The organism is Methylocaldum sp. RMAD-M (assembly GCF_017832375.1).
Classification (GTDB): Bacteria; Pseudomonadota; Gammaproteobacteria; order Methylococcales; family Methylococcaceae; genus Methylocaldum.
Window position 1 is genome coordinate 21,637 of the sequence record NZ_JAFIBZ010000011.1, and the last position, 24,470, is coordinate 46,106.

Annotated in this window: 24 protein-coding genes; 1 reads left to right on the forward strand and 23 read right to left on the reverse strand. The window is 61.8% G+C overall.

The genetic code is table 11. The features are described 5' to 3' along the window. Positions 1-37: 37 nt before the first annotated feature. The 6 genes from JOD69_RS12480 to JOD69_RS12505 form a co-directional block, all read right to left on the reverse strand. A complete protein-coding gene (locus JOD69_RS12480) occupies positions 38-1,402 on the reverse strand; it encodes an NAD-dependent succinate-semialdehyde dehydrogenase (protein ID WP_210023965.1) in 1,365 nt (454 codons plus the stop codon). Between the two features lie 357 nt (positions 1,403-1,759). Then, a complete protein-coding gene (locus JOD69_RS12485; RefSeq protein WP_077732261.1) occupies positions 1,760-2,887 on the reverse strand; it encodes a sodium ion-translocating decarboxylase subunit beta in 1,128 nt (375 codons plus the stop codon). 8 nt (positions 2,888-2,895) lie between these two features. After that, positions 2,896-4,689 (reverse strand): sodium-extruding oxaloacetate decarboxylase subunit alpha, encoded by a 1,794-nt coding sequence (oadA, locus tag JOD69_RS12490; RefSeq protein WP_210023966.1) that lies wholly within the window; start codon positions 4,687-4,689, stop codon positions 2,896-2,898. 30 nt (positions 4,690-4,719) lie between these two features. Next, entirely contained in the window at positions 4,720-4,968 is a 249-nt protein-coding gene (locus JOD69_RS12495; RefSeq protein ID WP_077732259.1) for an OadG family protein, read from the reverse strand. 337 nt (positions 4,969-5,305) lie between these two features. Continuing rightward, the gene (locus JOD69_RS12500; RefSeq protein ID WP_210023967.1) at positions 5,306-6,163 is read right to left on the reverse strand and encodes a DUF2231 domain-containing protein; all 858 of its coding nucleotides are present in this window, start codon (positions 6,161-6,163) and stop codon (positions 5,306-5,308) included. Positions 6,164-6,376: 213 nt separating this feature from the next. Continuing rightward, positions 6,377-7,423, reverse strand: coding sequence for a VIT1/CCC1 transporter family protein (locus tag JOD69_RS12505; RefSeq protein ID WP_210023968.1), 1,047 nt, complete (start codon positions 7,421-7,423; stop codon positions 6,377-6,379). Between the two features lie 207 nt (positions 7,424-7,630). Between JOD69_RS12505 and JOD69_RS12510 the strand changes: the two genes are divergently transcribed. Then, the gene (locus JOD69_RS12510) at positions 7,631-8,296 is read left to right on the forward strand and encodes a class I SAM-dependent methyltransferase (protein ID WP_210023969.1); all 666 of its coding nucleotides are present in this window, start codon (positions 7,631-7,633) and stop codon (positions 8,294-8,296) included. Between the two features lie 166 nt (positions 8,297-8,462). On the opposite strand, the gene hypE is transcribed toward JOD69_RS12510, so the two are convergent. From hypE to JOD69_RS12595, 17 genes are all read right to left on the reverse strand, one after another. Continuing rightward, a complete protein-coding gene (hypE, locus tag JOD69_RS12515; protein ID WP_245245583.1) occupies positions 8,463-9,512 on the reverse strand; it encodes a hydrogenase expression/formation protein HypE in 1,050 nt (349 codons plus the stop codon). A 4-nt stretch (positions 9,513-9,516) separates the two neighbouring features. Beyond that, positions 9,517-10,608, reverse strand: a complete 1,092-nt coding sequence (gene hypD, locus JOD69_RS12520) for a hydrogenase formation protein HypD (protein ID WP_077732255.1) — start codon at positions 10,606-10,608, stop codon at positions 9,517-9,519. Then, positions 10,595-10,843, reverse strand: a complete 249-nt coding sequence (locus tag JOD69_RS12525) for a HypC/HybG/HupF family hydrogenase formation chaperone (RefSeq protein ID WP_077732254.1) — start codon at positions 10,841-10,843, stop codon at positions 10,595-10,597. Before JOD69_RS12525 ends, hypD begins: the two co-directional genes overlap by 14 nt. Beyond that, positions 10,834-13,140 (reverse strand): carbamoyltransferase HypF, encoded by a 2,307-nt coding sequence (gene hypF, locus JOD69_RS12530; RefSeq protein WP_205780971.1) that lies wholly within the window; start codon positions 13,138-13,140, stop codon positions 10,834-10,836. The genes JOD69_RS12525 and hypF overlap by 10 nt, the downstream gene beginning before the upstream one ends. Beyond that, positions 13,137-14,009 (reverse strand): hydrogenase nickel incorporation protein HypB, encoded by an 873-nt coding sequence (hypB, locus tag JOD69_RS12535; protein ID WP_086133397.1) that lies wholly within the window; start codon positions 14,007-14,009, stop codon positions 13,137-13,139. The genes hypF and hypB overlap by 4 nt, the downstream gene beginning before the upstream one ends. 2 nt (positions 14,010-14,011) lie before the next feature. After that, on the reverse strand, positions 14,012-14,353 hold the full coding sequence (gene hypA / locus JOD69_RS12540) for a hydrogenase maturation nickel metallochaperone HypA (protein ID WP_086133398.1): 342 nt from the start codon (positions 14,351-14,353) through the stop codon (positions 14,012-14,014). Between the two features lie 685 nt (positions 14,354-15,038). Continuing rightward, positions 15,039-16,091: a hypothetical protein gene (locus JOD69_RS12545; RefSeq protein ID WP_210023971.1), complete on the reverse strand. Its 1,053-nt coding sequence runs from the start codon at positions 16,089-16,091 to the stop codon at positions 15,039-15,041. A 422-nt stretch (positions 16,092-16,513) separates the two neighbouring features. After that, positions 16,514-17,701, reverse strand: coding sequence for a nickel-dependent hydrogenase large subunit (locus JOD69_RS12550; RefSeq protein ID WP_077732675.1), 1,188 nt, complete (start codon positions 17,699-17,701; stop codon positions 16,514-16,516). Between the two features lie 194 nt (positions 17,702-17,895). Further along, on the reverse strand, positions 17,896-18,072 hold the full coding sequence (locus JOD69_RS12555; RefSeq protein ID WP_240502670.1) for a rubredoxin: 177 nt from the start codon (positions 18,070-18,072) through the stop codon (positions 17,896-17,898). Between the two features lie 2 nt (positions 18,073-18,074). Then, complete coding sequence (locus tag JOD69_RS12560) at positions 18,075-18,923, reverse strand: hydrogenase expression/formation protein (RefSeq protein WP_168175550.1); 849 nt, start codon at positions 18,921-18,923, stop codon at positions 18,075-18,077. Next, positions 18,923-19,294, reverse strand: coding sequence for a hypothetical protein (locus JOD69_RS12565; protein ID WP_077732677.1), 372 nt, complete (start codon positions 19,292-19,294; stop codon positions 18,923-18,925). The genes JOD69_RS12560 and JOD69_RS12565 overlap by 1 nt, the downstream gene beginning before the upstream one ends. After that, entirely contained in the window at positions 19,291-19,626 is a 336-nt protein-coding gene (hypC, locus tag JOD69_RS12570; protein WP_346425860.1) for a HypC/HybG/HupF family hydrogenase formation chaperone, read from the reverse strand. The genes JOD69_RS12565 and hypC overlap by 4 nt, the downstream gene beginning before the upstream one ends. Beyond that, positions 19,595-20,197, reverse strand: a complete 603-nt coding sequence (locus tag JOD69_RS12575) for a HyaD/HybD family hydrogenase maturation endopeptidase (RefSeq protein ID WP_077732679.1) — start codon at positions 20,195-20,197, stop codon at positions 19,595-19,597. Before JOD69_RS12575 ends, hypC begins: the two co-directional genes overlap by 32 nt. Beyond that, complete coding sequence (gene cybH, locus JOD69_RS12580; protein WP_077732680.1) at positions 20,194-20,880, reverse strand: Ni/Fe-hydrogenase, b-type cytochrome subunit; 687 nt, start codon at positions 20,878-20,880, stop codon at positions 20,194-20,196. The genes JOD69_RS12575 and cybH overlap by 4 nt, the downstream gene beginning before the upstream one ends. Before the next feature lie 10 nt (positions 20,881-20,890). Beyond that, positions 20,891-21,478: a HupE/UreJ family protein gene (locus tag JOD69_RS12585; protein WP_077732681.1), complete on the reverse strand. Its 588-nt coding sequence runs from the start codon at positions 21,476-21,478 to the stop codon at positions 20,891-20,893. A 15-nt stretch (positions 21,479-21,493) separates the two neighbouring features. Further along, positions 21,494-23,287 (reverse strand): nickel-dependent hydrogenase large subunit, encoded by a 1,794-nt coding sequence (locus JOD69_RS12590; RefSeq protein ID WP_086133953.1) that lies wholly within the window; start codon positions 23,285-23,287, stop codon positions 21,494-21,496. Beyond that, positions 23,284-24,384, reverse strand: coding sequence for a hydrogenase small subunit (locus JOD69_RS12595; protein ID WP_086133952.1), 1,101 nt, complete (start codon positions 24,382-24,384; stop codon positions 23,284-23,286). Before JOD69_RS12595 ends, JOD69_RS12590 begins: the two co-directional genes overlap by 4 nt. Positions 24,385-24,470 lie beyond the last annotated feature (86 nt).

Here is a 24,470-nt window from a genome sequence, read left to right on the forward strand (position 1 = left end):
TAGGTCGGCCATCCCTTGCCGACAAACCGGTCACCCGTCAGCCGATCCACACGCTCTTGATATTGGTAAATTCCCGCAACCCGTAAATACTCAGTTCCCGCCCGTAGCCCGAATCCTTCACGCCGCCGAAAGGCATGCGCGGATCGCTCTTGACCATGCCATTAACGAAAGCGGCGCCGCATTGGAGTCGCCGCGCAAAGTCTTCGCCCCTGGCCCGATCGCGTGTCCAAACCGATGCGCCGAGGCCGTAGCGATGCCGGTTTGCGATTTCAAGCGCTTCCTTCTCATCGCTCGCCCGCAACACCACGGCGACCGGTCCGAACAGCTCTTCCTCGTATGCCGGCATTCCGGGTTGTACCCGATCCAAGATCGAGGGCCGGTAAAAATAACCCGGTCCTTCGATCGGCTCGGAGCCTGAAAGAATGACCGCTCCCTGCCGAACGGATTCGATGACCGCGCGATGGACTCCATCGCGGAGATCGCTCCTCGCCATCGGGCCGATCTGGGTTTCTTCCCGTGCAGGGTCGCCGATCGCCAGCGCGTCGACTTTTGATTTGAGCAACGCCAGGAATTCATCCGCGATGGATTCGGCCAGAATGAAGCGCTTGGCCGCGATACAGCTTTGGCCGCAATTTTGGAACCGCGCGGTTACCGCGGTCGTCGCGGCGAGTTCCAGGTCGGCGTCGGCCAGAACGACGAAGGGGTCCGAGCCTCCGAGTTCCAGAACCGTCTTCTTGAGGCTTTTTCCGGCCAAAGCCGCTATCCGCCGTCCCGCCAGTTCGCTCCCGGTCAGGCTGATCGCATGAACTCGCTTATCTTCGATGACTTTTTCGCTTTGGGCGTGAGAGATTCTGAGCCACTGAAAGACGCCGGGCGGTACTCCCGACTCCAGGAAAACCTCCTCGATCGCTTCGGCGCACTGGGGTACGTTGGAAGCGTGCTTCAGCAGGGCGCAGTTGCCCGCCGCCAGTACCGGCACGGCGAACCGGAATACCTGCCAGAAAGGAAAATTCCAGGGCATGATGCCCATCACTGTTCCGAGGGGCTGAAATGCCACGTAACTTCGGCTTGCGTCGGTCTCGACCGGTTCGTCGTGCAAAAAACTTTCGGCATTTTTAGCGAAGAACTCGCAGACCCACGCGCATTTTTCGATTTCGGCGCGCGCCTCGCGAATCGGTTTTCCCATTTCGAGGGTGATTTGCGCGGCATAAGAGTCCGAACGGTTTCGCAGCGCGGCGGCGACTTTTTCCAGCCGTTCGCAGCGGTCGGCGATTCGAGTCGATTGCCAGGCCGGCGATGCGTCCGCCGTCAGTCGCAAAGCCTGTTCGAGTTCGCTGTCGGTCCACGAGGCATAGCGCTTGATCATCTCGCCAGTTGTCGGGTTGATGCTTGTGAAGTCCATCGTTCTCCTCGCTGATAGGGAGTGAGAGCGGCGTGTTATCCAAAGGCTCTTGGAATTCGCACGCCTAATTCGGGATTTGTCCCAGTATTGGACCAGCGGTATGCGCGAGAGTTATGGCCTACGGCTAGGCCGGAAACGTCTCGCTCATTCCGGTCTTCTGGCGAGTCAGACACGTTTTTGGTAACGGATCGGTGACTGGGTTCTGTAGGCCGCGATAAGGGGCCAGGTGCTGTAGGTCGGCAATCCTTTGCCGACGCCGGGAAGGAATTCTCGGCCTGCGGCATCCAGTGGATGCTACGCCAAACCGGAAAAGTTCTAGAGCAGGACCGCCGTAAACAAGTCTCCGGCGAACCGCGGTTACTGGACCAAAGCCAAGAGAACGCCGGCCGCCACCGCCGAACCGATGACTCCGGCCACGTTCGGCCCCATGGCGTGCATGAGCAGGAAGTTGTACGGATTACTCTCCTGCCCGACCTTGTTGGCTACCCTAGCGGACATCGGCACCGCCGAAACGCCGGCCGCGCCGATGAGAGGATTGACCTTGTTTTCGCTGAACTTATTCATCATCTTCGCCATGAGCACACCGGACGCGGTGCCGAAGCTGAAGGCGATGGCTCCGAGTACCAGAATGCCCAAGGTTTCCGGCCGCAAGAACTGCGCCGCGCTCAGTTTCGATCCGACCGAAAGCCCCAGAAAGATCGTGACGATATTGATCAGCTCGTTCTGTGCAGTCTTGCTCAAACGCTCGACGACGCCGCATTCGCGCATCAGATTGCCCAGGCAGAACATACCGATCAAAGGCGCGGCCGATGGCAGCAACATCGCGGTGAGGATCAGCAAGACCACCGGAAAAATGATCTTTTCCTTGCGGCTGACGATCCGAAGCTGCGCCATCTCGATCAAGCGCTCCTCGGACGTCGTCAAGGCGCGCATGATCGGCGGCTGAATCAGGGGCACCAAAGCCATGTAGGAATAAGCCGCCACCGCGATCGCGCCCAATAGTTCCGGCGCAAGCTTGGAGGCGACGTAAATCGCCGTGGGCCCGTCCGCTCCGCCGATGATGGCGATGGCTGCGGCATCCTTGAAAGAAAAGGTGAGGCCCGGAACCAGGTTCAGCGCCAATGCCCCGAACAAGGTTCCGAAGATGCCGAATTGCGCGGCCGCTCCCAAGAGCAGGGTCTTGGGGTTCGCCAGCATGGGCCCGAAGTCGGTCATCGCGCCGACGCCCATGAAGATGAGCAGTGGGAAAATTCCCGTTTTAATGCCGTAGTAAAGATACGACAGCAGCCCCCCCTCCTCTGCGATACCGGCTACCGGAATATTGCTCAACACGGCGCCGAATCCGATGGGAAGCAGGAGCAGCGGCTCGAAACCCTTGCGAATAGCCAGGAAAATCAGGAGAAAGCCGACGCCCATCATGAGCACCTGCCCAATCTGGAAATTGGACAATCCGGTGCTTTGCCAAAGCTGGATGAAACCCTCCATCGGTTACCTCATCCCAGGGTCAGCAAGACATCGTTGGCCGCGACGGTATCGCCGACCTTGACCGCGATGTGGCCCACCGTTCCGCCTACACGCGTGCGAACCTCGGTTTCCATCTTCATGGCTTCCATCACCACCACGACCTCGCTTTCCGTAACGGTCTGGCCTTCCTTGACGTTGATCCGAAGAATATGCCCGGCCATAGGTGCCTTCACCGCTTCCCCCGTACCGATGCGAACGGCGGGCTGCACAGCCGACCCCGCGACAGGTTGCACCGACGTGATGGCGCCTCCCGGAGCGACCTCGACGTGATAAACCCTGCCGTTGACCGTGACGGTATAGGCCTTGGCCCCGTCCGAGAATGCCGCCGCCTGCGTAACTTCGGCTCTCGGAGCTTCGGACTTCGGAGTCTCTTCTGTTCCCGGCGCCGGCTCGAAAGCCGAAGGATTGCCGCGGTTCTGAAGGAAGCGCCAACCGATCTGGGGAAACAGCGCGTAAGTCAGCACGTCGTCCACTTCGTTTTCCGCCAGCTTGACCTTGTGCTCGGCAGCCATTTTCCTGAGTTCCGCCGTCAGCTTGTCCATTTCGGGCTCCAGCAGGTCCGCCGGCCGGCAAGTGATCGGCTCGGAACCTTCGAGCACCCGCTGTTGTAACTCTCTATTTACCGGAGCGGGCGTCGCCCCGTATTCGCCCCTGAGCACGCCGGCGGTTTCCTTGGCAATCGTTTTGTAGCGCTCGCCCGACAGCACATTGATCACGGCCTGGGTTCCGACGATCTGCGAGGTCGGCGTAACCAGCGGAATGAAGCCCAAATCTTCGCGAACCCGTGGAATCTCTTCCAGCACCTCGTCGAATCGGTCCAAAGCCCCCTGCTCTTTCAACTGGCTTTCCATGTTGGTCAACATGCCGCCGGGAACTTGCGCCACCAGGATGCGGCTGTCGACGCCTTTCAGGCTGCCCTCGAACTTGGCGTATTTCTTCCGGACCTCGCGGAAATAAGCGGCAATCTCTTCAAGAAGGCGCAGATCCAGACCGGTGTCCCGCTTATGCCCCTGATAGGTCGCCACGATGGCTTCGGTGGGGCTGTGGCCGTAGGTCATGCTCATCGACGAGATCGCGGTGTCAACATTATCGATGCCGGCTTCCACCGCCTTGACGATGGCAGCGGTGCTGAGCCCGGTCGTCGCATGACACTGCATGTGAATCGGAACCTTGACGGCCTTTTTCAGCTTCTTGATCAGTTCCTCGGCTACATAAGGCTTCAAGAGTCCGGCCATGTCCTTGATGCAGATGGAGTGCGCACCCATGTCCTCCAGGCGTTTCGCCAAATCGACCCACATCGGGATGGTGTGCACCGGGCTCACGGTGTAAGAGATGGTGCCCTGGGCGTGCTTGCCCGCATTGATCGTCGCTTTGATGGCTCTTTCGAAATTGCGCAGGTCGTTCAACGCGTCGAAGATGCGGAACACGTCCACGCCGTTTTCCGCCGCCCGCTCGACGAACTTGTCCACCACGTCGTCGGCGTAATGACGATAGCCGAGCAGGTTCTGCCCGCGCAGCAGCATTTGCAGTCGGGTACGAGGCAGCGCCTTTTTGAGCGCGCGCAAACGCTCCCACGGGTCTTCGCCCAAATAACGAATGCAGGCGTCGAAGGTCGCTCCCCCCCAGCTTTCGAGCGACCAGAAACCGACTTGATCCAACTTGTCGCAAATCGGCAGCATGTCCTCGAGCCGCAAACGGGTAGCCAACAGGGACTGATGCGCGTCGCGCAGAACGACGTCGGTTATGCCTAAGGGGTTAGCCATGGAACAAACTCCTAAGTTCTTCTCTGTATGTTATTGATTCTGGTACCGGTGAATGGCCGCCGTTATGGCGGCTACGATTTCGGATTGATCCGACTCGACATCCGGGGCCTGGACAGAAGCGCCTGGAGCGTGTTCCGGTTCGGGTACGTAGCGATTGAGCAATTTCGATGTAATACCGATTACCCAGACCAGCAACGCTAAAAAGAGATACACGATCGTCATGCCGATCAGCATGAGCTTGATACCGGAAAGCAGCAATTCGGCTATTGAATATTCCATGTCTCGCAAAAGCTTTGAGCAAACGGACGAATGATAATGTGCAAACCGGCGAAAGTCGAACGGGATTGTCACGGAATTGCAGCAACTCCCGAGTCCCGGAGCGCTTGACTGCACAGGGATACTCGGCCTTGCGAGCGAGGCGGGCTCGGGTGAGATTAATTCGCCGTAGGGCCGGCAGAACCGCCGCCGACGGCTTTCCGATTGCTACGAGAACTACGGATTTCGGCCATGGCCCTATCGGTCGCGCCGACCGAGTGCTATCGGCAGAGGTTGCTTGAACCCTGGTACCCTGCCCCGCTCGTCCTCCGGCCAGGAATTCCGGTTTAGACAGTTTGGATTATTTCGCCAGAGCCTTGCCGGAATGCGGTTTACCGTGGGTATGAACTGCCTTGTCGGAACCGGGTTTGCCGTGGGTATGCGCAGTTTCGTCGGAGGCCGGTTTGTCATGGGCATGCGCAGTTTCGTCGGAGGGCGGTTCGTCATGGATATGCACGGCCTCCTCGGAATCCGGTTCGCGATGAGCATCCAAAGCCATGTCCGAGCCGGCTGGGCGATGCTCGTGGCCATCGTGATGATGATGGTCGTCTGCGACCTGTAGGCTTTTTACCCCGACACCGTGCTGGTAGACCATCAATCCTCCCAAGTCCGCGGCAAAAACGATGCCGGCGAGGACGATCGCTCCCAGGAACAAGTGTAAAGTCTGGGCCATGGCGGAAAATCGTTCTCTACTGAAGAGGCGCCAAATGGCCAGGGCCGATGACAAACCTGCCACTGTCAATCCCAGCCTTTCATGCCATTCCATGATGTCGTGTACGGCGCTGCCGTGGGGAACGGTGTCTTCCGCGATCAATCCGGCAACGGCGGCCGCAATGGCTCCCAATGTTCCCAAATAAAGCATCCAGCTTGCGGCGTTTCGGAGTCCCGGTTGCCTCAGCACCACGCCTATGAGCTCGAGCAGAAAAAAACCGGTCAGAAAAGCGATCGGAAAGTGGACAATTAGCGGGTGCCAATTGGTTCCCAGCGCCTCGATGCCGGCAAACGGATTGCCGGAAGATCCGGACTCGAGCGTCCGAGACACGGTGTCGAGCGCGCTCTCGACAACCATTAGGAATCCGCCGCCATTTCCGTCGCCGGCTCCGTGCACGGCGGGGGATATGAAGTGTCCGATCAAATCCGGACCTGGAAAATTGAACATGATCGCTTCCGAATACTGAGTTGAAGGTCAAATGGGGTCGTTGCCGAACTGTCGGAGACGTTTTCTTAGTCGCCCTTTCTTAAAACAAGTTTCGCAGAGAACGCCTGGAATCGAAACCTACCCCACTTTCGCTTCGTTTTTCCGTCCGCGATCTCCTTTCGATATGGAATCTGAAAAGCCTACACCGGGTATAACGTCGCGCTGGATCGCTCATCAGGTCAGGCCCGGCGCACCTGGGGCAATCAATGAACCGATGGCATACGTCACGATGCCGGCGATGCCGCCGATCAGCACCATGCGCAGACCGCCCAACAGAGCACTCCGGCCGGTGAAGAGACTCAAGCATGCCCCAATTGCAAACAAACTGGCTCCGGCTGAGAGACCCGCGATCTGAACGCCTCTATGCATGTCGAAACCCAGGAGAAACGGGATGAGCGGGATGCTCGCGCCCCCTGAAAATGCCAGAAAAGAGAACAACGCGGCGCCCCAGGGCGAACCCAAATCGTCCGGATTGACGCCCAGTTCCTCGCGCGCCAGAAGATCCAGGGCGTTTTCGGGGTCGCTCATCATCTGTCGGGTCGCGCGGCGCGCCTGCTGCAAACTCATGCCGCGGGCCGCATAAATGACCGCCAGCTCCTCGACTTCTTCTTCCGGGAACATCGCGAACTCCGCCCGTTCGAGATCGATCTGGTATTCGAACAACTCCCGCTGCGAGCGCATCGACACATACTCCCCCGCCGCCATGGACAAAGCGCCGGCCAACAAACCGGCGATGCCGGCCATCGCCACCACCCCGGTCCCCGTGCTCGCTCCGGCCATACCCAAGATCAAGCTGGTGTTCGACAACAGTCCGTCGTTGACGCCGAATACGGCCGCCCGCAGGTTGCCGCCGGCCACCCCTTTATGGCGCCGGCCTACATCTTCGGCGCTGGTGGGCATCGCATGGCGTGTCTCCAGCCCTTGGCCCGAATAGGCGGAAAGCCCCCGGATCTTCATGCTGGCCAGAACCGGGCGCAGGGCCTTCGGGCCGAACGCCCGAACCAGGCGGCCGATCAATCGGGCCCGCGGCGTCGGCTTGAAAGGCGGTAACGCGGAACCTTCCGCCTTCAAACGGCTCTCCCAAAGCGCGGCTTGAGTGTCGGCCTGTTCGGCGAGCTTGCGAAACAAACGCCGCATCCGGCGATTGTTCTCGGCGGCGGCGATCACGCGATACAACCAGGCTGATTGCTTTTCCTGAAACCAACTGTTGAGAAGGGACATGGGTCTGGAATGATGGGAATATCGGTGTGGGACGGGCGTCGGCGTAAAACCTTGTTCGTTGCACAGCCTCCATGGGCATAATACCGACTCTGAGGACGAGAAGACATCCGGGATGTATCTTCGTTTGAAGGCCGAGTCATCACTCGAGCTCAAGCCGGTCGATCGTCCCGATTTGAGTGCGGGATTCACAACAGGGAGACAAGAGCAATGAGCTTTACCGCAGACCAGATTCACGCCGGCCAGGCCGTCTATACCCGACCTATCCTGAAAATCTACGACCTTGCCGTGCTCGGGCTATCCAACCGACTGATTTGGAAGTGCCCAACTCAGCGACTCGTAGAGCATTACAACAAACACGTCACGGCGAATCATTTGGATGTCGGCGTCGGCACCGGCTATTTTGTGGATAAGTGCCGCTTTCCGATGCTGGTACCGCGCGTTGCACTGATGGACCTCAACGAGACCTCGCTGGATTTCGCCTCCCGGCGCATCGCCCGATATCAGCCGGAAACCTATGTCCGCAACGTCCTGGCACCCATATCCATCGACGAGCCGAAATTCGATTCGGTCGGGATCAATTACCTGCTCCACTGCCTTCCGGGGCCCATCGAATCCAAGGCGGTCGCTTTCGATCACCTCAAGGCGCTGATGAATCCCGGTGCGGTCCTGTTCGGTTCGACCCTGCTCCAGGGCGGCGTTCCGCGAAGTCGATTCGCGAAGCGCCTCATGGACATCTACAACAAGAAGGGAATCATGTCGAACGAGCACGACAGTCTGGACGGACTGAAGACGGCGCTCGGTCAAAGGTTTCGCGAGGTTTCCGTCGAGGTCGTCGGATGCGTGGCTCTTTTTTCAGGGCGCGCTTGGGGCTGATGGCGGTTGGCCATCTCTACCCTGGCGCGATGGGCAAGAAGGAGAGACCTAACTTCCGCCAGCGTAGCCCGGATGAAGCCTTGCTGAATCCGGGATGATCGGTGCTCCGACCTTCCCGGATTTCACTGCGTTGCATCCGGGCTAGTTACTGAGTACTAGCGAGCACTCAACAGATCCTCGGCAGTTGTTCGCCGCTCGGAAGGTCGAGTACGCGGACGATGCCGTACGGGTTGCGCAGGCCGACTCGCCCTTCGCCCGCCGCGCCGACCCGCCCGATGAGAGACGCATCGCGCCCCAAAGGATGGGCGTGCAGCACATCCATCGCCCGGCCTACGGCGCTCGCCGGAACGAAAAGGACCATGCGGCCTTCGTTGGCCACGTAGAGCGGGTCGAAACCGAGGATTTCGCAGGCGCCCCGCACCGGCGTGGCGACCGGTATGGCGTCCTCGTTCAGCTCCATGTCGAACCCGGCATCCCTGGCTAGCTCCAGCACCGCCGCCGCCAACCCGCCGCGGGTCAGATCGCGCAGGCAATGCAGCTCGACGCCGGCCGCCAGCAATTGCATCACGAGGCCGGACAGGTCCGCGCAATCGCTTTCGACGGCGGTTTCGAAGCCCAGCCCTTCCCGCTCGGCGATGATCGCGACGCCATGGCGGCCGATGTCGCCGCTCAGCAGGATCGCATCGCCTTCCCGAATGCCGGCGGGGGCTATTTGCAGGTCATGTTCGATCAGGCCGATGCCGCTGGTCGCGATGTACAGCCCGTCCCCCTTGCCGTTTTCGACCACCTTGGTGTCGCCGGTGACGATCGCCGTTCCCGCCCCTTGCGCCGCGGCGTTCATGCTAGCCAAAACGCGCGCCAGATCATCGACCGGAAAACCTTCCTCGATCACCAGCGCGGCGCTCAGGAACAAGGGTTTCGCACCGCTCATCGCGAGATCGTTCAAGGTGCCGCACACCGCCAGCTTGCCGATGTCGCCGCCGGGGAAGAACAGCGGCTTGACCACGTAGCCGTCGGTGGTGAAGGCCAGCCGCTTGCCGCCCACGTCCAAGACCGCGCTGTCGTGGCGCTGGTCCAGGTGCGGGTTGGCGAAGGCCGGGCGCACCAGGCGCTCCAGCAATTGCTGCATCAGCCGCCCGCCTCCGCCATGGGCCATGACGATCTGGGCGTACTGGCCTATGGGCGCCGGGCAAATCAACCGGGTATCGTCGCTCATGGCTTCAGGCGGCATCGCGGCGGTAGCGGTAATAAGCGGCGCAGGCGCCTTCCGACGAAACCATGGTTGCGCCCAGGGGATGTTCCGGGGTGCAGGCCGTGCCGAAGGCGGGACACTCGAAGGGTTTCAGCCGCCCGGTCAAGACCTCTCCGCTGCGGCAGGGACCGGCGCTGGCAGTCTTCCGAACAGATAGCTCGAAGCGGCGCACCGCATCGAAATCGGCAAACTCGGGACGCAGTCCCAGGCCGCTGTCTGCGATGGCGTCCAGGCCGCGCCAGCTCAGTGTGACGGGTTCGAAAACTTGCTCCATCAGCGCCTGGGCCGGTCGATTGCCCTCCCGGCTCACCGCACGGCCATAGCGGTTCTCAACTTCGGCGCGCCCCTCTTCCAATTGCTCCACGCAGCTCAGGACGCCGCGCAGGATGTCCAGGGGCTCGAACCCGGTCACCACGATGGGCGCGCGAAAACGGGCGGCTATGGGCTCGTATTCGGTGTAGCCCATCACCGCACAAACGTGGCCCGCCGCCAGCAGACCGTTGACCCGGTTGTCGGGCGCCGATAACAAGGTTTCCACCGCAGGCGGCACCCTCACGTGGGCGACCAGCAAGGAAAAGTTCTTGATTCCGAAGCGCTGCGCCTGCAACACGGCCATCGCAGTCGTCGGCGCGGTGGTTTCGAAACCCACGGCGAAGAACACCACCTGGCGCTCCGGATGTTCGCGGGCCAGATTCAGCGCATCCAGGGGCGAATAAACCATGCGCACGTCGCCGCCGCGGGCCCTGACCGTCAACAAGTCGTGTTGCGAACCCGGCACCCGCAGCATGTCGCCGAAGGAACAGAAGATGACGTCGGGCCGGGCCGCCAATTCCAGCGCCTGGTCGATGATGGCTTCCGGGGTCACACAAACCGGGCAGCCGGGACCGTGGATCAGGCTGAGCGACGGCGGCAGCAAGCGGTCCAGGCCGTGCTTGACGATGGAATGGGTCTGCCCGCCGCAGACCTCCATCAGAGTCCAAGGCCTGGTCTGCCGGCGTGCGATGGCGTCGGCCAGGGCCTTGACCGACGCGGCGTCGCGGTATTCGTCAAGATATTTCATCGGTTATGCCCTCCAATGCGGCAATCTCCTTCAGCACCGCCTGCGCTTCGGCCTCGTCCAGGCGCGAAATCGCGAAACCGGCGTGAACGATGACATAGTCGCCAACTTCGGCTTCCGGTACATAGGCCAGGTTCACCACCTTGACCACGCCGCCGAAATCGACCCGACCGGATCGCAGCAAGGGATCGTCGGCCTGTTCGATGGAGAGGATCTGACCGGGTACGGCTAGACACATGTGAGAAGCTCCTCGGAAAATGTCGCGGCAGCGATCTGGCCCAGCGCCAGGCCGCCGTCATTGGGGGGTATCTGCTCCGGCCAGTATACCTGCAAGCCGGCATTGCGGAGCCGCTCTGCGCACAGCTCCAGCAGCAGGCGGTTCTGAAAACAGCCGCCGGCCAGGGCGACGGTGGAAATCGGTTCGGCAAGTACGACGTCGGTAATGGCGGCCGCAAGGCTGGCGTGAAACCGAAAGGCGAGAACGGCCGCCGGCACGCCGGCCGCGTGGTCGTCCAACAGCGCCCGGAACAAGGGACGCCAGTCCAGCCGTTTCGGCTCGCCGTCGATCACGGGCATCGGATAAGTCGTCCCGTCGCCCTCCCCGCTTTGCTCCGCAGAGGCCTCCAGCGCCATCGCCGCCTGCCCCTCGAAGCTGACGTCCTGACACAGTCCCAAAAGACTCGCGGCCGCGTCGAACAAGCGCCCCGCGCTGCTGCACCCGGGCGACCGCGTGCCGGTCTGCAGCAGCCGCAATAACGCAGTCAGATCAGCCGGTTTAAACCGCGGTTCCAGCATGGCCGGCAAGTAGTCCGGCGTTTGCTCGCCGTGCAGGGCGTACAACACGCTTAGGGCCGATCGCCGCGGGTCCTTGATCGCGCGTTCGCCGCCGGGAAGGCACAGCGGCAGCAGGCCGGCGATGCGGCGATGACCGTCCGGGGCGATGCGCAGGAATTCCCCGCCCCACAGCGTGCCGTCTTCGCCCAGTCCCAAGCCGTCCCAGGTCACGGCCAGAAGCGGCGGCTTCAAACTATGCTCGGCCATGCAGGCCAGCGCGTGGGCAAGATGGTGAGGCACGCGCCGCAGCGGCAGCCCGGCGGTTTCGGCCCAGCGGCCGGCGGCGTAATCGGGGTGCAGATCGCATGCGACCGACCGAGGCGGACGGCCGAACAGGCACGGAAGCAGACCGGCGGTGGCGCGATGGCGATCCAGTGACTCCGCCGTATCGAGATCGCCGAGGTGCTGGCTCAAGATCACGCGCCCGCCGTCCGCATAGGCAACCGTGTTCTTGAGATGCCCTCCGGCGGCCAGGATCGGCGGCGTATCCGCATCCAGGGTCACCGGGCGCGGCACATAACCTCGGGCGCGTCGCAACATCAGGGGCTTTCCGTCGGCGATGCGAAGCACGGAATCGTCCAAAGGCTGCCGTATCGGCCTGTCGTGCACCAGGAAACCGTCGGCGATGCCGGCCAGGCGTTGCTGAGCCTCCTCGGGCGCGATGCAGATCGGTTCGTTGCCCCGGTTGCCGCTGGTACAAACCAGCGGCGCGCCGAAATCCCGCGCCAACAGATGGTGCACGGGCGAGGCCGGTAGCATTAGCCCCAGGTGATTCTGCCCCGGCGCAATGCCGGATGCGATCGACCCGGACGCATCGCGGCGGCGCAGTAGCACGATGGGCGCTGCCGATGACGTCAGCAGCCGCGTTTCAGCGTCGGTCACATCGCAAAGCTCGCGTGCCGCCGCGAGGTCAGCCACCATCAGCGCCAGCGGCTTGTGGGGCCGGTGTTTGCGTTCGCGCAGACGCTGCACCGCTTTTTCATCCGCCGCATCGACCAGCAATTGGAATCCGCCCACCCCTTGAAGCGCCAGCACCTGTCCCTGCCGCAAGCGCTCGACGGCTTGCAACATCGCCTCGTCGCCATGCGCTAGCGTGCGACCGGCGGCGTCCCATAGAGCCAAAGTCGGGCCGCAGTTTGGACAGCAGGTGGTCTGGGCATGAAAACGCCGGTCCGAAGGATCGCGGTATTCCTCGATGCACTCGGCGCAGAGCGGAAAGCCCGCCATGGCGGTACGCTCCCGGTCGAACGGCAAGGCGTCCAGGATGCTGTAGCGGGGGCCGCAGTGGGTGCAGCTGACGAAGGGATAACGGAATCGGCGGTCGCCGGGATCGAACAGTTCCCGAAGACAGTCCGGGCATGGGGCCAGATCCGGCAGAGCGAACGGAGCGACTGCGCCATCCGCACGGCTCGCCGCGACCCGGAAATTTCGCTCGCCGACGGCGGGAACGCTTTCTACGCTGCAATCGACGATGTCGGCCTGCGGCGGGCATTCGCGCTTCAGACGGATTTCGAATGCCGCCAAAGCCGGCGCGTCGCCTTCCGCCTCGATGATGACCCCTTCCGGGCCGTTGGATACCCGGCCGGCCAAGTCCAGTTCCCGCGCCAGGCGGTACACGAAAGGCCGCATACCCACGCCCTGCACCAGACCGCTCAGCGTCAGCCGCCGGCGCTGCCGTCCGGCCTCGGCGGCAACGCTCAAATCCGCGCCCGAATCGCCGCGGCCTGACGCTCCAGTCCCGCCAGTCGTTCGGCCAACAGCGCCTTGCGGCGTCGTTCCAGCCATCCGTACCACTGGTCCATCCCTTCCCCCGTAGTGGCCGAAACACGGATCGTTTCCACGTCCGGATTGACCTGCTGCAAATAGCCGAGGCAGCGCTCGATGTCGAAACGCAGATAGGGCAACAGATCGATCTTGTTGATCAGGACCAGATCGGCGCGATGGAACATATCCGGGTATTTCAGCGGCTTGTCCTCGCCCTCGGTGACCGAGAGGATGACCACGCGGGCCGCCTCGCCCAGATCGAACATGGCCGGACAGACCAGGTTGCCGACATTCTCGATGAACAGGATGCCGTAATCGGCGGGCTTGAGATCTTGCACGCCATGGCCGACCATGTGAGCGTCCAGATGACAGCCCTTGCCGGTGTTGATCTGCAACACCGGAACGCCGGTGGCGCGTATGCGCTCCGCATCGTTCTCGGTCTGCTGGTCGCCTTCGATCACGCTGACGTCGAACCGCTCCTTAAGATCCGCGATGCTGCGCTCGAGCAGCGTGGTCTTGCCGGACCCGGGGCTCGAAAGCAGGTTCACGGTGAGAATGCCGTGGCCTTCGAAAAATTGCCGGTTGCCTCGGGCATGGGCGTCGTTGCGGCCGAGAATGTCCTGTTCGATGCGAACGATGCGCTCCTGGCTCAGACCGTCAATACTCAGTCCGGCAGCGCCTTGGCCGTGGTGATGATGGTGATGACCATGGTCATGGCCGTGATCGTGGGTATGCTCATGCTCCGAATCGTGGGCGTGAGCGTGATGGTGCTGATCGGCTTCGCCGCAGCCGCAAACGGTACACATGCTTATTCCACCTCCAAATCGAGAATTCTGAATTCCTCGCCCCCGGTCACTTTCAGGCGATGCCCGCCGCATGCGGGACACGGGTCGTAATATTGCGCGATTTCCACCGTACGATCGCAAGCAAAACACCAGGCCAGGCCCGGCGTATCGATGAATTCCAGTTCCGCTCCTTCGGCGATCGTATCCAGGCTCACCGCTTCGAAGCCGAAGCCCAAGGCTGCACGATCGACCCCCGCGAGAGGACCGACCAACAATCTGACCTTGCGCACCCGCGCAAAGTGCTGCTTTCCCGCTTCGGTCTCCAGGATATCGACGATGCCTTGGCAGAGGGAGAGTTCATGCATAGCGAATAGAAAACAATAACCTGATGAAGCAAAAAACGAAGCCCTGAAAAACCTCGACCCATGGGGAAAGAATTCTACTCGCACACGGCCGCTTTGACAGCGGCCATCGCTTGAGACAGAGGTTGCTCGTCTTTTTTTCCGGAGTTCGCCCGTCTTATCGAGCAGGGGACATATGTCCAGATTGACGCCGCCCTTCCCTAGGCGGTGCGTTGACGACGGATTAATTCCAAATCGCTTTCAATAAGGCATTAATTTTTGTAGGGTGGGTTAGGCCGCGAGGCCGTAACCCACCGAGCGACCTCGAATCGGTGGGTTACGCTGCGCTAACCCACCCTACGATTAATGTTCACTCGAATGCCGAATGGAATAACGCATCAATCAGCTGCGGGCCAAATCCGAATCCTTCCCCCGGCTCAGACCGACCCAACCCAGCTGGGCGCTGCCCATCAATATCGCGGCGGGGATTGGCACCGGGAAGGCGCACGGGAAGCGTAACCGACACGGCGTCAAGTCATTTGCGGGAGCCCTGCCGGAGTGCTGAGCGAAGCGGCGTACGTAGGCGTGGCGGACGCATGAAGGTCGCGACTAAAGTGACGTTTGCGATTGGATCGAACGCGGGCCGCCGAACACTTACACGTCGCCACAATCGCCTCCTTTCATTAACCCGGAGTCGCATAAGGTTTCCTTAAAAGCGGCGAGGCGCTCGGGTGAGCAGCACGGCGCGGTGTTGGCCGTTGATCTCGGCCTGGGCCGCGATTTGGCCGGCATCGTTGATCGCGATTGCAGAGGTAAGCGTCCAAACAGCGGCGTCCGCCGGATCGAGCAGCGCGTTGAGATCGGTCATGACGCCGTCTATCGTAACGAAAGCATGCCACTTGCCGCTGGCAGTCCTGGAGTCTCCCACCACCTGTCCGGCGTCGTTGATGTCCAGGGCACGGCTGTCGTCCCCGCCGAGCGTGCCGAGATCGGTCATCACCCCGTTCACCGTGACGAAAGCATGGTAGTCGCCGCTGCGCGTAGTATAGGACTCTCCCACCACTTGTCCGGCATTGTTGATACCCAAGGCCCAACTGTCGGACCCGCCGAGCGTGCCGAGATCAGTCATCACGCCATCCACCGTGACGAAAGCATGTTCGAACACGCTGCCGGCAGTATAGGAAGCTCCCACCACCTGTCCGGCCTCGTTGATGGCGGCGGCGCCGCCGGTGCGCCCGCCGAGCGTACCGAGATCGGTCATCACGCCGTTCTCCGCGACGAAAGGACGTATCCCGCCGCTGGCAGTACTGGACCATCCCACCACTTGTCCGGCATCGTTGATGGCGTTGGCGCGGCTGTCGCGCCCGCCGAGCGTACCGAGATCGGTCATCACGCCATCTACCATTACGAAAGCATGGTCCTCGCCGCTGGCAGTACTGGACCTTCCCACCACCTGTCCGGCATCGTTGATGCCAAAGGCATAGCTATTATCCCCGCCGAGCGTGCCGAGATCGGTCATCACGCCATCTACCATTACGAAAGCGCGGGCGCTGCCGCTGGGCGTATAGGAGTAGCCCACGACTTGTCCGACATTGTTGATGCCGGTGACAACGTCAAGGGTGCCGAGATCGGTAATCGAGTAGCGAACTGCCGCGTGAGCGTTTGAAGCGAGCCCCATCGCGGCTAGAACGGTTAACGCCTGGAGGGACGGCTTTCCGGACCAGGACCGGCCATTTCCGATCGCGTGTTTTTGTGCTTCCATGATTGCGAATACTCCTTATTGCAGAGATGCCGCGAGAGCGGCGGAAGAACGCCGAAGAATTCGGGGTCACATTTCCCATCGGCGTGGAGGAGCGCGCCCCGCCGTAATCCCGAAACCGTCGCCGAGGTTACGTAACCCCCGCGACAGCGCCATGACATGGCTGGCCGAAAATGTAACGGCAAGATCCATACCGTTCAACCCAAAAACCGCAATTGAATCTCCGAAATGCCCGCAATGTCACATCGGCCGCTCCATCCCCTCTTGAATCCTTCGGTCGACATGGGACGAACGGCCATTGGTCCAAGTTGTTCGGGGCGAGCAGGCCGGACGCTGGTCTCGACCGGCCGAAGGATCGAGCCCGGGCAACGTCGAAAGACGCGATCGACACGCTCAGGTTCAAGGTTTCCTTCCAGCGGATACGGTTACCCCTCCGCGGGCGACGCGGGGCGCTCGGCCCGTTCCAGAATCAATCGAAAATCGACGCAAGGATCGACGACATGCAGAAAAGCATCGATCCGAGCCCCGGCCGAATCCGCATCGCCGACCGTCGTGCCCAGTAGCGCCCGATACACCAGGCCGCGCGGATGAAAATTCCACTCGGTGGGCGCCAGGATGCGATAGCCGCGGACGAGACCGCCGGCTACCTCGACGCGGTGCATCAGCCGGCCGCGTGCCGCTTCCGTCTGCGCCACGCCGGTGCCGTGTCTGGGTAGCGGCGACGGGTCGGAGCCGATCGGACCGAGATGTTCGATATCCCGGATCAGCGTCCTCGCCAGGCATTTCAGTTCGACGATCCTCGCGAGCATGCGGGTGAACAAGCCGTTCCCGTAAACCGAGGAGGCTTCCCGTACCAGCCGATCGGAACTTTGGCGGACCAGGCAGCCGGTCTCGCGCGGCTCGCCGGTCCATTCGGGGGAGTCGGAATTCACGCGCGCCACTCCCGGCCCCAACGCTGCTTCCAGCATCGCGTCGGTGAACATCGGAAGCCCTTTCACGGAACAGCGGCCGAAATCGGGCCAGCCGGGCTGTAATGCGGGTCGCATCCACGCCACTGCCGCGCATGTATCGTGCTCCAGCCAATGCCGGACCGCTTCCAGGTCTGGCTGCGGCGTATGCCACAGACCGCCCAGCAAATGACTCACTAGAGCCTCGAGCTCGGTCGCCCCGACACGTAATTCAGCGGCATTCGGTTCGAAAGGCGCTGCCGGCCAGTGCACGGCATCGCCTCCGAGTGCCGCGATCAAACGCCGACACAGGGTGATCAAACGGGGCGGCCAAGGGGAAATTCGTCCGTCGGACGCCAACAGCAGATTCAGACTCAGTTCGCGAACCCGCTCCACCGTGGTCTGCAAGTCCCTAAGCCGCTCCAGATTCGGCGATACGGAAATATCCAGCGCATCTTCCAGCGCCCTAGCCGCGGCCTTGGCGTGCGCCTTCGGGCAGAGGGAAAACAGCCGCCCGAAGAGCGTGGGCACCGCTTCCGGCGGTTTGCCCAGCGCCAGGCGCTCGACCGGAAGGAGCGGCCTCGGCGTGATGCTCACGGACACGATCGTTTCGGAGGAAATGCCGCAGCGAATCAGCAGTTCCGCGGTGCCGATGTTAGTGCTCAACGGCCACCCTAGAGCAACGGTGAATCACGACCGCGCGACGGTTCGGCTATCAATAAAAACGACCGTATCAGCGCTGATCTCCCGAACAGTCGTAGGTCGGGAATCCTTTCCCGACGCAGCAGGTCGGCAAGCGGGTATTCGTCGGCAAAGGATTGCCGACCTACGAGAATCCCGGCGCCGCACGGTAAAATCCGCTAAACCTCCGAGCACGGCAGAAAGCCCGATTTCGCCCCGTCGCAACGGGGACAGCACCAGTTTTCCGGCAGGTCGGAAAAGGCGGTGCCGGGCGGAATCTGCGCCTGCACATCGCCCTCCTCCGGATCGTAGACGTGCCAGCAGACGCGGCATTCGAAGCGCGTTGCATCGGCCACGATCAGCTTTCCTTCAGCATCGCGAGCAGTTCCTCGATCCACTGCAGCGAATCCTCGAAATCCTCCTGGGTAGCCTGCGCCGCTTGCGGAATCGGGGTGATTTCCACGGTATTCAGGATCATTTGGTCGCTGGCATTGAAATACTGGACCCACCACACATTGGGCAAGCCCGTCAGACGGATGCGGCAGTCGCCGTAACCCTTGGACAATATGGACACGCCGGCCAGTCCCAGCACTTCGACCAGATAAGCCAGGTCGTTTTCGGTCATCGGCAGCAGCGACAGATTTATGACCTCGCTTTGTCCTTCCTGGAAGGCGACCGATTTGGCGAACAGCTCCGTCAATAGCGAAGGCGCGTTCATGAGGCCGTCCGGGAAAGACCGCGGCCGTTCGACGCCGGCCGTGTACGTTCCGGCATGCCGCAACACCGACGGAACCGAGCCGACTTCGAGATAGTCCCGAACGGTTCCTCCGGCGCGGAATTCGCGCAGCCGCCAAACCCCGATGAACACCGACTCGCGTATCGCCCAGCGCACATCGTCAGCATCGATCAAGGCGCTGACCTCCCCGTCGCCCAACACCTGGTCGAGAAAACGGCGGGTTTCTTCGTCGTACGAATCGAGATGGATGCGGTCCGAATCGATACCGTTCAACTCGGCGGACAAGCACTCGGCCAATCGGCGCACGACGGCGATGCCGGCCTGGCAGGCGGGAATCTCCCCCGGCAGCGGCATCGAAAAGCTGTGCATGCCTTGCGGCATCGCGAGATAGCCGCATTCGGGATCGTCAAAAGGCGTGACCGGCGCGGCGTTCTCGGTGGCCACCGGGCTGTGCTGTTCGAGCATGGTCATTAACCCTCCCCGTCCAGCCATTGCTGGATCTGACTGTGATAATCGGTCCAGGCTTGTATGCGTGCCATGATCTTGGATGTCTGGCCGTCGTTCAAGAATACCAGCGCGGGATAGACCGCAACGCCGTAGTCCCGGGCCACGGATACAACGGCCTCGGGTTTCAAGACCGCCGCTCGCAGCGACGGAAACGCGCGCAGCAGTTCCGGAAGAACCACGGCGAGATCGGCGTTCTCCGGATGGGCTTTGGGGTCGTTGAAAAAACCGACCAGGCATTGCGGATGCGCCGCGGCGAACTCGGCCAGGCCCTCTCTATCCACCAAGTTAATGGCCGGGCTGCCCGAAAGCCGATCGAACATTTCCGCCAGGGTCATGTCGGCTCCCGCAAGAAGTCGGGTAGCTGAGGCTCCCGATCCACCAGGTCGGCGAAGGCCGCGGCCGGGTCATAATGGCCGGCCATGGCGTCGCGGAGTCCCGCCAACGCGGCCTGAATTTGCGCGGCGCGCTCGGGCTCGAGAACCTCTCGGGCCGCGCCAAGAAACGTCAATACCCAGGTACCCTCCGGCTGCGATCCAACCAGACGCATGTCGACCATTCCCTCACCGTCGGCGCCCTTGCACCACGCCTGAAACGGTTCCGCTCGAACGACTTGCATCGGAACGCCTATGCACATCTCAGTCGCTCCGCAGTGCCAGAAAGCGTTCATCTCCGACTCGACAGGCCTCCCCTGCCGATGGACGCCGAGCCTCGTAGGCCGCCATGCCTAAGGGATCGGAATCCGGCCCCGCCTGCGTCCGCTTCTCGACAACGATGTCGAGTTCGGCCAGATACTGGAGGATGCGGGCCATCGCCGGTTCCAGCATGGCCTTGACCGGCTCGCTGAGACTGCCGCCGTAATCCTCCAACACGCAAGGCTGAACGCCGACGAGGTACAAATGCCGCGGCGTATGGCCGAGCAGTTCGCCCAAGGCCAGCACCTCCTGAAAGGAGACCTGATGCAGGCTCATCTTCTTTGCTCCCAAATAAGCCGGCACCTCTGCATCGCGCAATTCCACCAGCGTCCCCGGATCGCATTTGAAATCCACGGCATCGGCGATGATCAGCGTATCGGCTTCCTGCACGTAGGGCAGCAAGGCCAATCCCTGGGTGCCGCCGTCCATCAGCCGCACCGATTCGGGAAAGTCGTAGTTTCGTTGCAGCGCCTGCACGACACGCACCCCGAATCCCTCGTCGGCCCACAGTACATTGCCGATGCCGAGAATCAGAATCCGGTTCATGGCCTATCATCCCGGAAATTGCGCCAGCCGTCGATCATCGTGCCGGTCATGGATTGCCGCGACAGCCGTTGTTCGCGGATGACGACATAGACGTGGATCAAGGCGAACACGACCAGATACCACATGCCCACATGATGCCAGGTATGAACGTCCTGGCTCTGGCCGAACAGCGGAATCACCCAGCCGAACCAGCGGCTGGCCCAGCTCCCCTGCCCCAAGCCTTCGCCGTACAGCGCGAAACCGGTCACAATCATGAACAACGCGCCCAGCACGTAGAACACGAACATGGCCATGTTGGCGAGAGGATTGTGGCCCGCGTGCTTGCGCGGTTCCGGCACCAGAAACAGATACCATTTGATTTCGTGCCAGAGGCCGTCCCACCATTCGGCGCGGTGTATCGCCGGCACGAACAGCTCGCGCGCATACTGGTTGCCGACCAGCGCCCAGTAGACGCGGCCGATGAAACCGACCGCCAGTACGTAACCGGCCGCGAAATGCACGAAGCGCACATAGCCCATCAGATAGTGCTCGCTGGCTTCGCCATCCGGAGCGACCAAGGGCGAGGCGATCAAGTAACCGGTAACGGCGAGCACCACCAGGGCCAGCGCGTTAACCCAGTGCCACAGGCGCACCGGCCGTTCGTAGACATAAACCGGGTTCTGCACCGAATCGATAGCGGACATGGTAGCCCCCTCACCAGGCCTGAACGAGCAGAGCGACTCCGAACACGCTGGCGGCCCCGCCGGCGACGCGATACATGCCCGGCACCCGGAGCAGGCAACGGCCCAGCACGATGCCGAGGAGATGCAGCAAGCCCGTGGCGATCACGAATCCGGCCGCATAGGCGGCGAACGCGGCGCCTTGAGCCATTTCGAGGCCGTGGGCATAGCCATGGGCCACGGCGAAAAGGCCGACGATCATGCCAGCGAGCACGCCCGAAAGCCGAACCTTACCCAAAAGCAACAGCCCTAGCGCCAGGACCGATGCGGCAATGGCAGGCTCCGCCCCGGTGATCACCACCCCGAATGCTCCCAGCGCACCGCCCAGAACCATGGCCGCCATGAACGCCGCGGGCAATCGCCACAATCGCCCCGGCTCGGTGGTCACCAGCGCTGCCCACACGCCCACGCACACCATCGCCGCAAGATGATCGGCGCCGAGCAAGGGATGAACGAAACCGCTCGCGAATCCTTCCACCGGGTGAAAACCGGTATGGGCGACGGCCTGACCGGCGCAGATGGACAATATCAGCAATAGAAAGCTTTGTTGTTTGAAACGCATGGGATACCTCGTACGCTATCGAACACGGATTCGTGTCAGTTCCTGCCCGTCCCGGTCCATGACATGGGTCGAACAGGCCAGACAGGGATCGAAACTGTGCAGGGTACGCAGGATTTCCAGGGGTTCTTCCGCCTTTTCGACCTGTGTGTTCATCAACGCGGCTTCGAATGCGCCGATATTGCCGGCCGGATCGCGCGGGGAACCGTTCCAGGTGGTCGGCACGATGCACTGATAATTTTCGATCTTCCCGTCTTTGACTTTCACCCAATGTCCCAAGGCCCCGCGCGGCGCCTCGGTGGTGCCGACGCCACGGGCCTCGGCGGGCCAGGTTTTCGGCTCCCATTTGGCAACGTTGGCGGTGCTCAGGTCACCGGCCTTGATGTTCCTCATCAACTTGTCCTGGAAATGCCGCATCAGCCTTGCGCAATACTGAGCTTCCAGTCCTCGCGCGGCGGTACGGCCCAGGGTCGAGAACAACGCGTCCAGCGGCAGACCGAGGTCGCGCAGCAACTTGTCGACCGGTTCCTTGATTTCCGGCATTCCCTTTGCGTAGCCGACGATATAGCGGGCCAACGGGCCGACCTCCATGGCGTGGCCGCGCCAGCGAGGCGCCTTGATCCACGAGTATTTGGCACTCTCGTCCAGGTTTTCGATGTTGGTGCGGGTGCCCTTGGTGTTGCGACCGAGCACGAAGTTCGGTTCAGTCACGCCGTCGAAGGGATGCAGACCGATTTCGTCGTCCGGATAGCGATACCAGGAATGCGTCACGAACTCCTGGATCTGGGCCGGATCTCTCAGATCGACCTCGTGAATCTCCTTCAGATTGCCGTTGATGATGGCTCCGCGCGGCAAGCGCAGATTGTCGGCGGATGGGTCGTTGGCCTTTTCCGGGATATCGCCGTAGGCTAGCACATTGGTCGACGACAGGCCGCCGCCGTAGAGCCAATCCTTGTAGAAGGACGCGATGGCCTGCAAATCGGGTAGGTAAACCTGCTCGATGAACTCGATGGTCTGGTCGATGATGGACGAGACCAGGTTCAAACGTTCCATGTTGATCCCGCCGACCGCCCCGATGTCGTCCACGTTGATCGCGCACGGTACGCCGCCCACCAGCCAGTTCGGATGCGGGTTCTTGCCGCCGTAAACGGTGTGAATCTTGACGATTTCCTTCTGGAAATCGAGCGCTTCGAGGTAATGCGCAACGGCCATCAAATTGGCTTCCGGCGGCAGTTTGTAGGCCGGATTGCCCCAATAGCCGTTCGCGAACGGTCCGAGCTGGCCGCTCTCGACGAACTTCTTCAGCCGCGTGGCGATATCGTGGAAATACCCCGGCGAGGACTTCGCCCACGGCGAAATGCTCTGCGCGAGTTCCGAAGTTGCCTTCGGGTCGGCTTTCAGCGCGCTGACCACGTCCACCCAGTCCAGCGCGTGCAAATGGTAGAAATGCACCAGATGGTCGTGAACCTGCAGGGTTAGCTGCATGATGTTGCGGATCGAGTTGGCGTTCTCCGGAATGCTGATTCCAAGGGCATCCTCGACCGCGCGCACCGACGTCAGTGCATGGGTGCCGGTGCAGACGCCGCAGATCCGCTCGGTGAAGGCCCAGGCGTCGCGCGGGTCCCTGCCCTTCAGGATTACTTCCAGGCCGCGCCACATGGTGCCGCTGGACACCGCGTTGCGGATCACGTTGTTTTCGTCCAGGTTGACCTCGCAGCGCATATGGCCTTCGATACGGGTGACCGGATCGACAACGATGCGCTTGCCGCTGTCGTCCAGCTTGAAGCCGTTCGGCGTTTGAGTGACCGTCATACGTGTTCTCGCTCGTTCTTATCGTTTTCGGATTCTTTGCCTTTCACGTGCTTGCCGACGGAGACGGCGGCGTGGCCCGCGATCGCCGTACCGACCGCACCGGCCGCGATCAACCCCACGGTGTCGGCATTCGACTCGATGCCGAAGGCGTTCAAACCGGTCACGCGGTGGTAGAAAGGCCCTTTGTCCCAGAACCCGTCCTCGGAACAGCCGATGCAGCCGTGGCCCGACTGGATCGGGAACGACACGCCGCCGTTCCAGCGCACCGTGGAGCAGGCGTTATACGTGGTCGGTCCCTTGCAGCCCATTTTGTAGAGACAGTAACCCTTGCGCGCGGCCTCGTCATCCCAGGTCTCGACGAACTGTCCGGCGTCGAAGTGCGGGCGCCGATAGCATTTGTCGTGGATGCGCTGACCGTAGAACATCTTGGGACGTCCCTGGGCGTCCAGGTCCGGGAGTTTGTCGAAGGTCAGCATGTAGGTGACGACGGCGGTCATGACCTCGGCGATGGGCGGACAGCCCGGCACCTTGATCACCGGTTTGTCGGTGATCACCTTGTGCACCGGAGTGGCCTGTGTGGGATTCGGCTTGGCGGCCTGGACGCAGCCCCAGGAGGCGCAGGAGCCCCAGGCGATCACCGCGAGGCAATCCTTGGCGGCGTAACGCAACTGCTCGACGAAAGGCTTGCCGCCGATGATGCAGAACATGCCGTCCTCGTTCAGCGGCGGATTCCCCTCCACCGCGAGGATGTAGCGGCCCTTGTACTTGCGGATGGTCTCTTCGAGTATCGCCTCGGCCTGATGGCCGGCGGATACCATCAGCGTGTCGTCGTAGTCCAGCGAGAGCATCGACAGCACCACGTCCTTGGCCAGCGGATGCGCCGAGCGGATGAAGGATTCGGAACAGCAGGTGCATTCCAGGCCGTGTAGCCACAGGACCGGCGTGCGCGGCTTGTTTTCCATCGCGTGGACGATCTGGCCGACGAACTGCGGCCCCAGGGCCAGAGCCGACGCGGTCAGCCCGCAGTATTTCAGAAAACTGCGGCGACTGATGCCCTGCCGGCGCATGACATCGTAAAAGCTTTCGGAATTCACCATCCACTCCCCCTGATATTTTTGTTCGTGTGGATCGACGGATTGCGGAAATGAGCGGCCTGATCAGACGCTCGAGCGCCCGCGGGCAT

What these genes read in the sequence shown, in the direction of transcription:
- JOD69_RS12525 (WP_077732254.1), bottom strand. Translation starts at nt 10,843, where the DNA reads ATGTGTCTAGCCGTACCCGGTCAGATCCTCTCCATCGAACAGGCCGAC.
- JOD69_RS12485 (WP_077732261.1), bottom strand. Translation starts at nt 2,887, where the DNA reads ATGGAGGGTTTCATCCAGCTTTGGCAAAGCACCGGATTGTCCAATTTC.
- JOD69_RS12480 (WP_210023965.1), bottom strand. Translation starts at nt 1,402, where the DNA reads ATGGACTTCACAAGCATCAACCCGACAACTGGCGAGATGATCAAGCGC.
- oadA (WP_210023966.1), bottom strand. Translation starts at nt 4,689, where the DNA reads ATGGCTAACCCCTTAGGCATAACCGACGTCGTTCTGCGCGACGCGCAT.
- JOD69_RS12585 (WP_077732681.1), bottom strand. Translation starts at nt 21,478, where the DNA reads ATGCGTTTCAAACAACAAAGCTTTCTATTGCTGATATTGTCCATCTGC.
- JOD69_RS12500 (WP_210023967.1), bottom strand. Translation starts at nt 6,163, where the DNA reads ATGTTCAATTTTCCAGGTCCGGATTTGATCGGACACTTCATATCCCCC.
- cybH (WP_077732680.1), bottom strand. Translation starts at nt 20,880, where the DNA reads ATGTCCGCTATCGATTCGGTGCAGAACCCGGTTTATGTCTACGAACGG.
- JOD69_RS12575 (WP_077732679.1), bottom strand. Translation starts at nt 20,197, where the DNA reads ATGAACCGGATTCTGATTCTCGGCATCGGCAATGTACTGTGGGCCGAC.
- JOD69_RS12590 (WP_086133953.1), bottom strand. Translation starts at nt 23,287, where the DNA reads ATGACGGTCACTCAAACGCCGAACGGCTTCAAGCTGGACGACAGCGGC.
- hypC (WP_346425860.1), bottom strand. Translation starts at nt 19,626, where the DNA reads ATGAACGCTTTCTGGCACTGCGGAGCGACTGAGATGTGCATAGGCGTT.
- JOD69_RS12505 (WP_210023968.1), bottom strand. Translation starts at nt 7,423, where the DNA reads ATGTCCCTTCTCAACAGTTGGTTTCAGGAAAAGCAATCAGCCTGGTTG.
- hypD (WP_077732255.1), bottom strand. Translation starts at nt 10,608, where the DNA reads ATGAAATATCTTGACGAATACCGCGACGCCGCGTCGGTCAAGGCCCTG.
- JOD69_RS12565 (WP_077732677.1), bottom strand. Translation starts at nt 19,294, where the DNA reads ATGACCCTGGCGGAAATGTTCGATCGGCTTTCGGGCAGCCCGGCCATT.
- hypE (WP_245245583.1), bottom strand. Translation starts at nt 9,512, where the DNA reads ATGAGCGACGATACCCGGTTGATTTGCCCGGCGCCCATAGGCCAGTAC.
- hypB (WP_086133397.1), bottom strand. Translation starts at nt 14,009, where the DNA reads ATGTGTACCGTTTGCGGCTGCGGCGAAGCCGATCAGCACCATCACGCT.
- JOD69_RS12545 (WP_210023971.1), bottom strand. Translation starts at nt 16,091, where the DNA reads ATGGAAGCACAAAAACACGCGATCGGAAATGGCCGGTCCTGGTCCGGA.
- JOD69_RS12560 (WP_168175550.1), bottom strand. Translation starts at nt 18,923, where the DNA reads ATGACCATGCTCGAACAGCACAGCCCGGTGGCCACCGAGAACGCCGCG.
- hypA (WP_086133398.1), bottom strand. Translation starts at nt 14,353, where the DNA reads ATGCATGAACTCTCCCTCTGCCAAGGCATCGTCGATATCCTGGAGACC.
- JOD69_RS12510 (WP_210023969.1), top strand. Translation starts at nt 7,631, where the DNA reads ATGAGCTTTACCGCAGACCAGATTCACGCCGGCCAGGCCGTCTATACC.
- JOD69_RS12595 (WP_086133952.1), bottom strand. Translation starts at nt 24,384, where the DNA reads ATGGTGAATTCCGAAAGCTTTTACGATGTCATGCGCCGGCAGGGCATC.
- JOD69_RS12495 (WP_077732259.1), bottom strand. Translation starts at nt 4,968, where the DNA reads ATGGAATATTCAATAGCCGAATTGCTGCTTTCCGGTATCAAGCTCATG.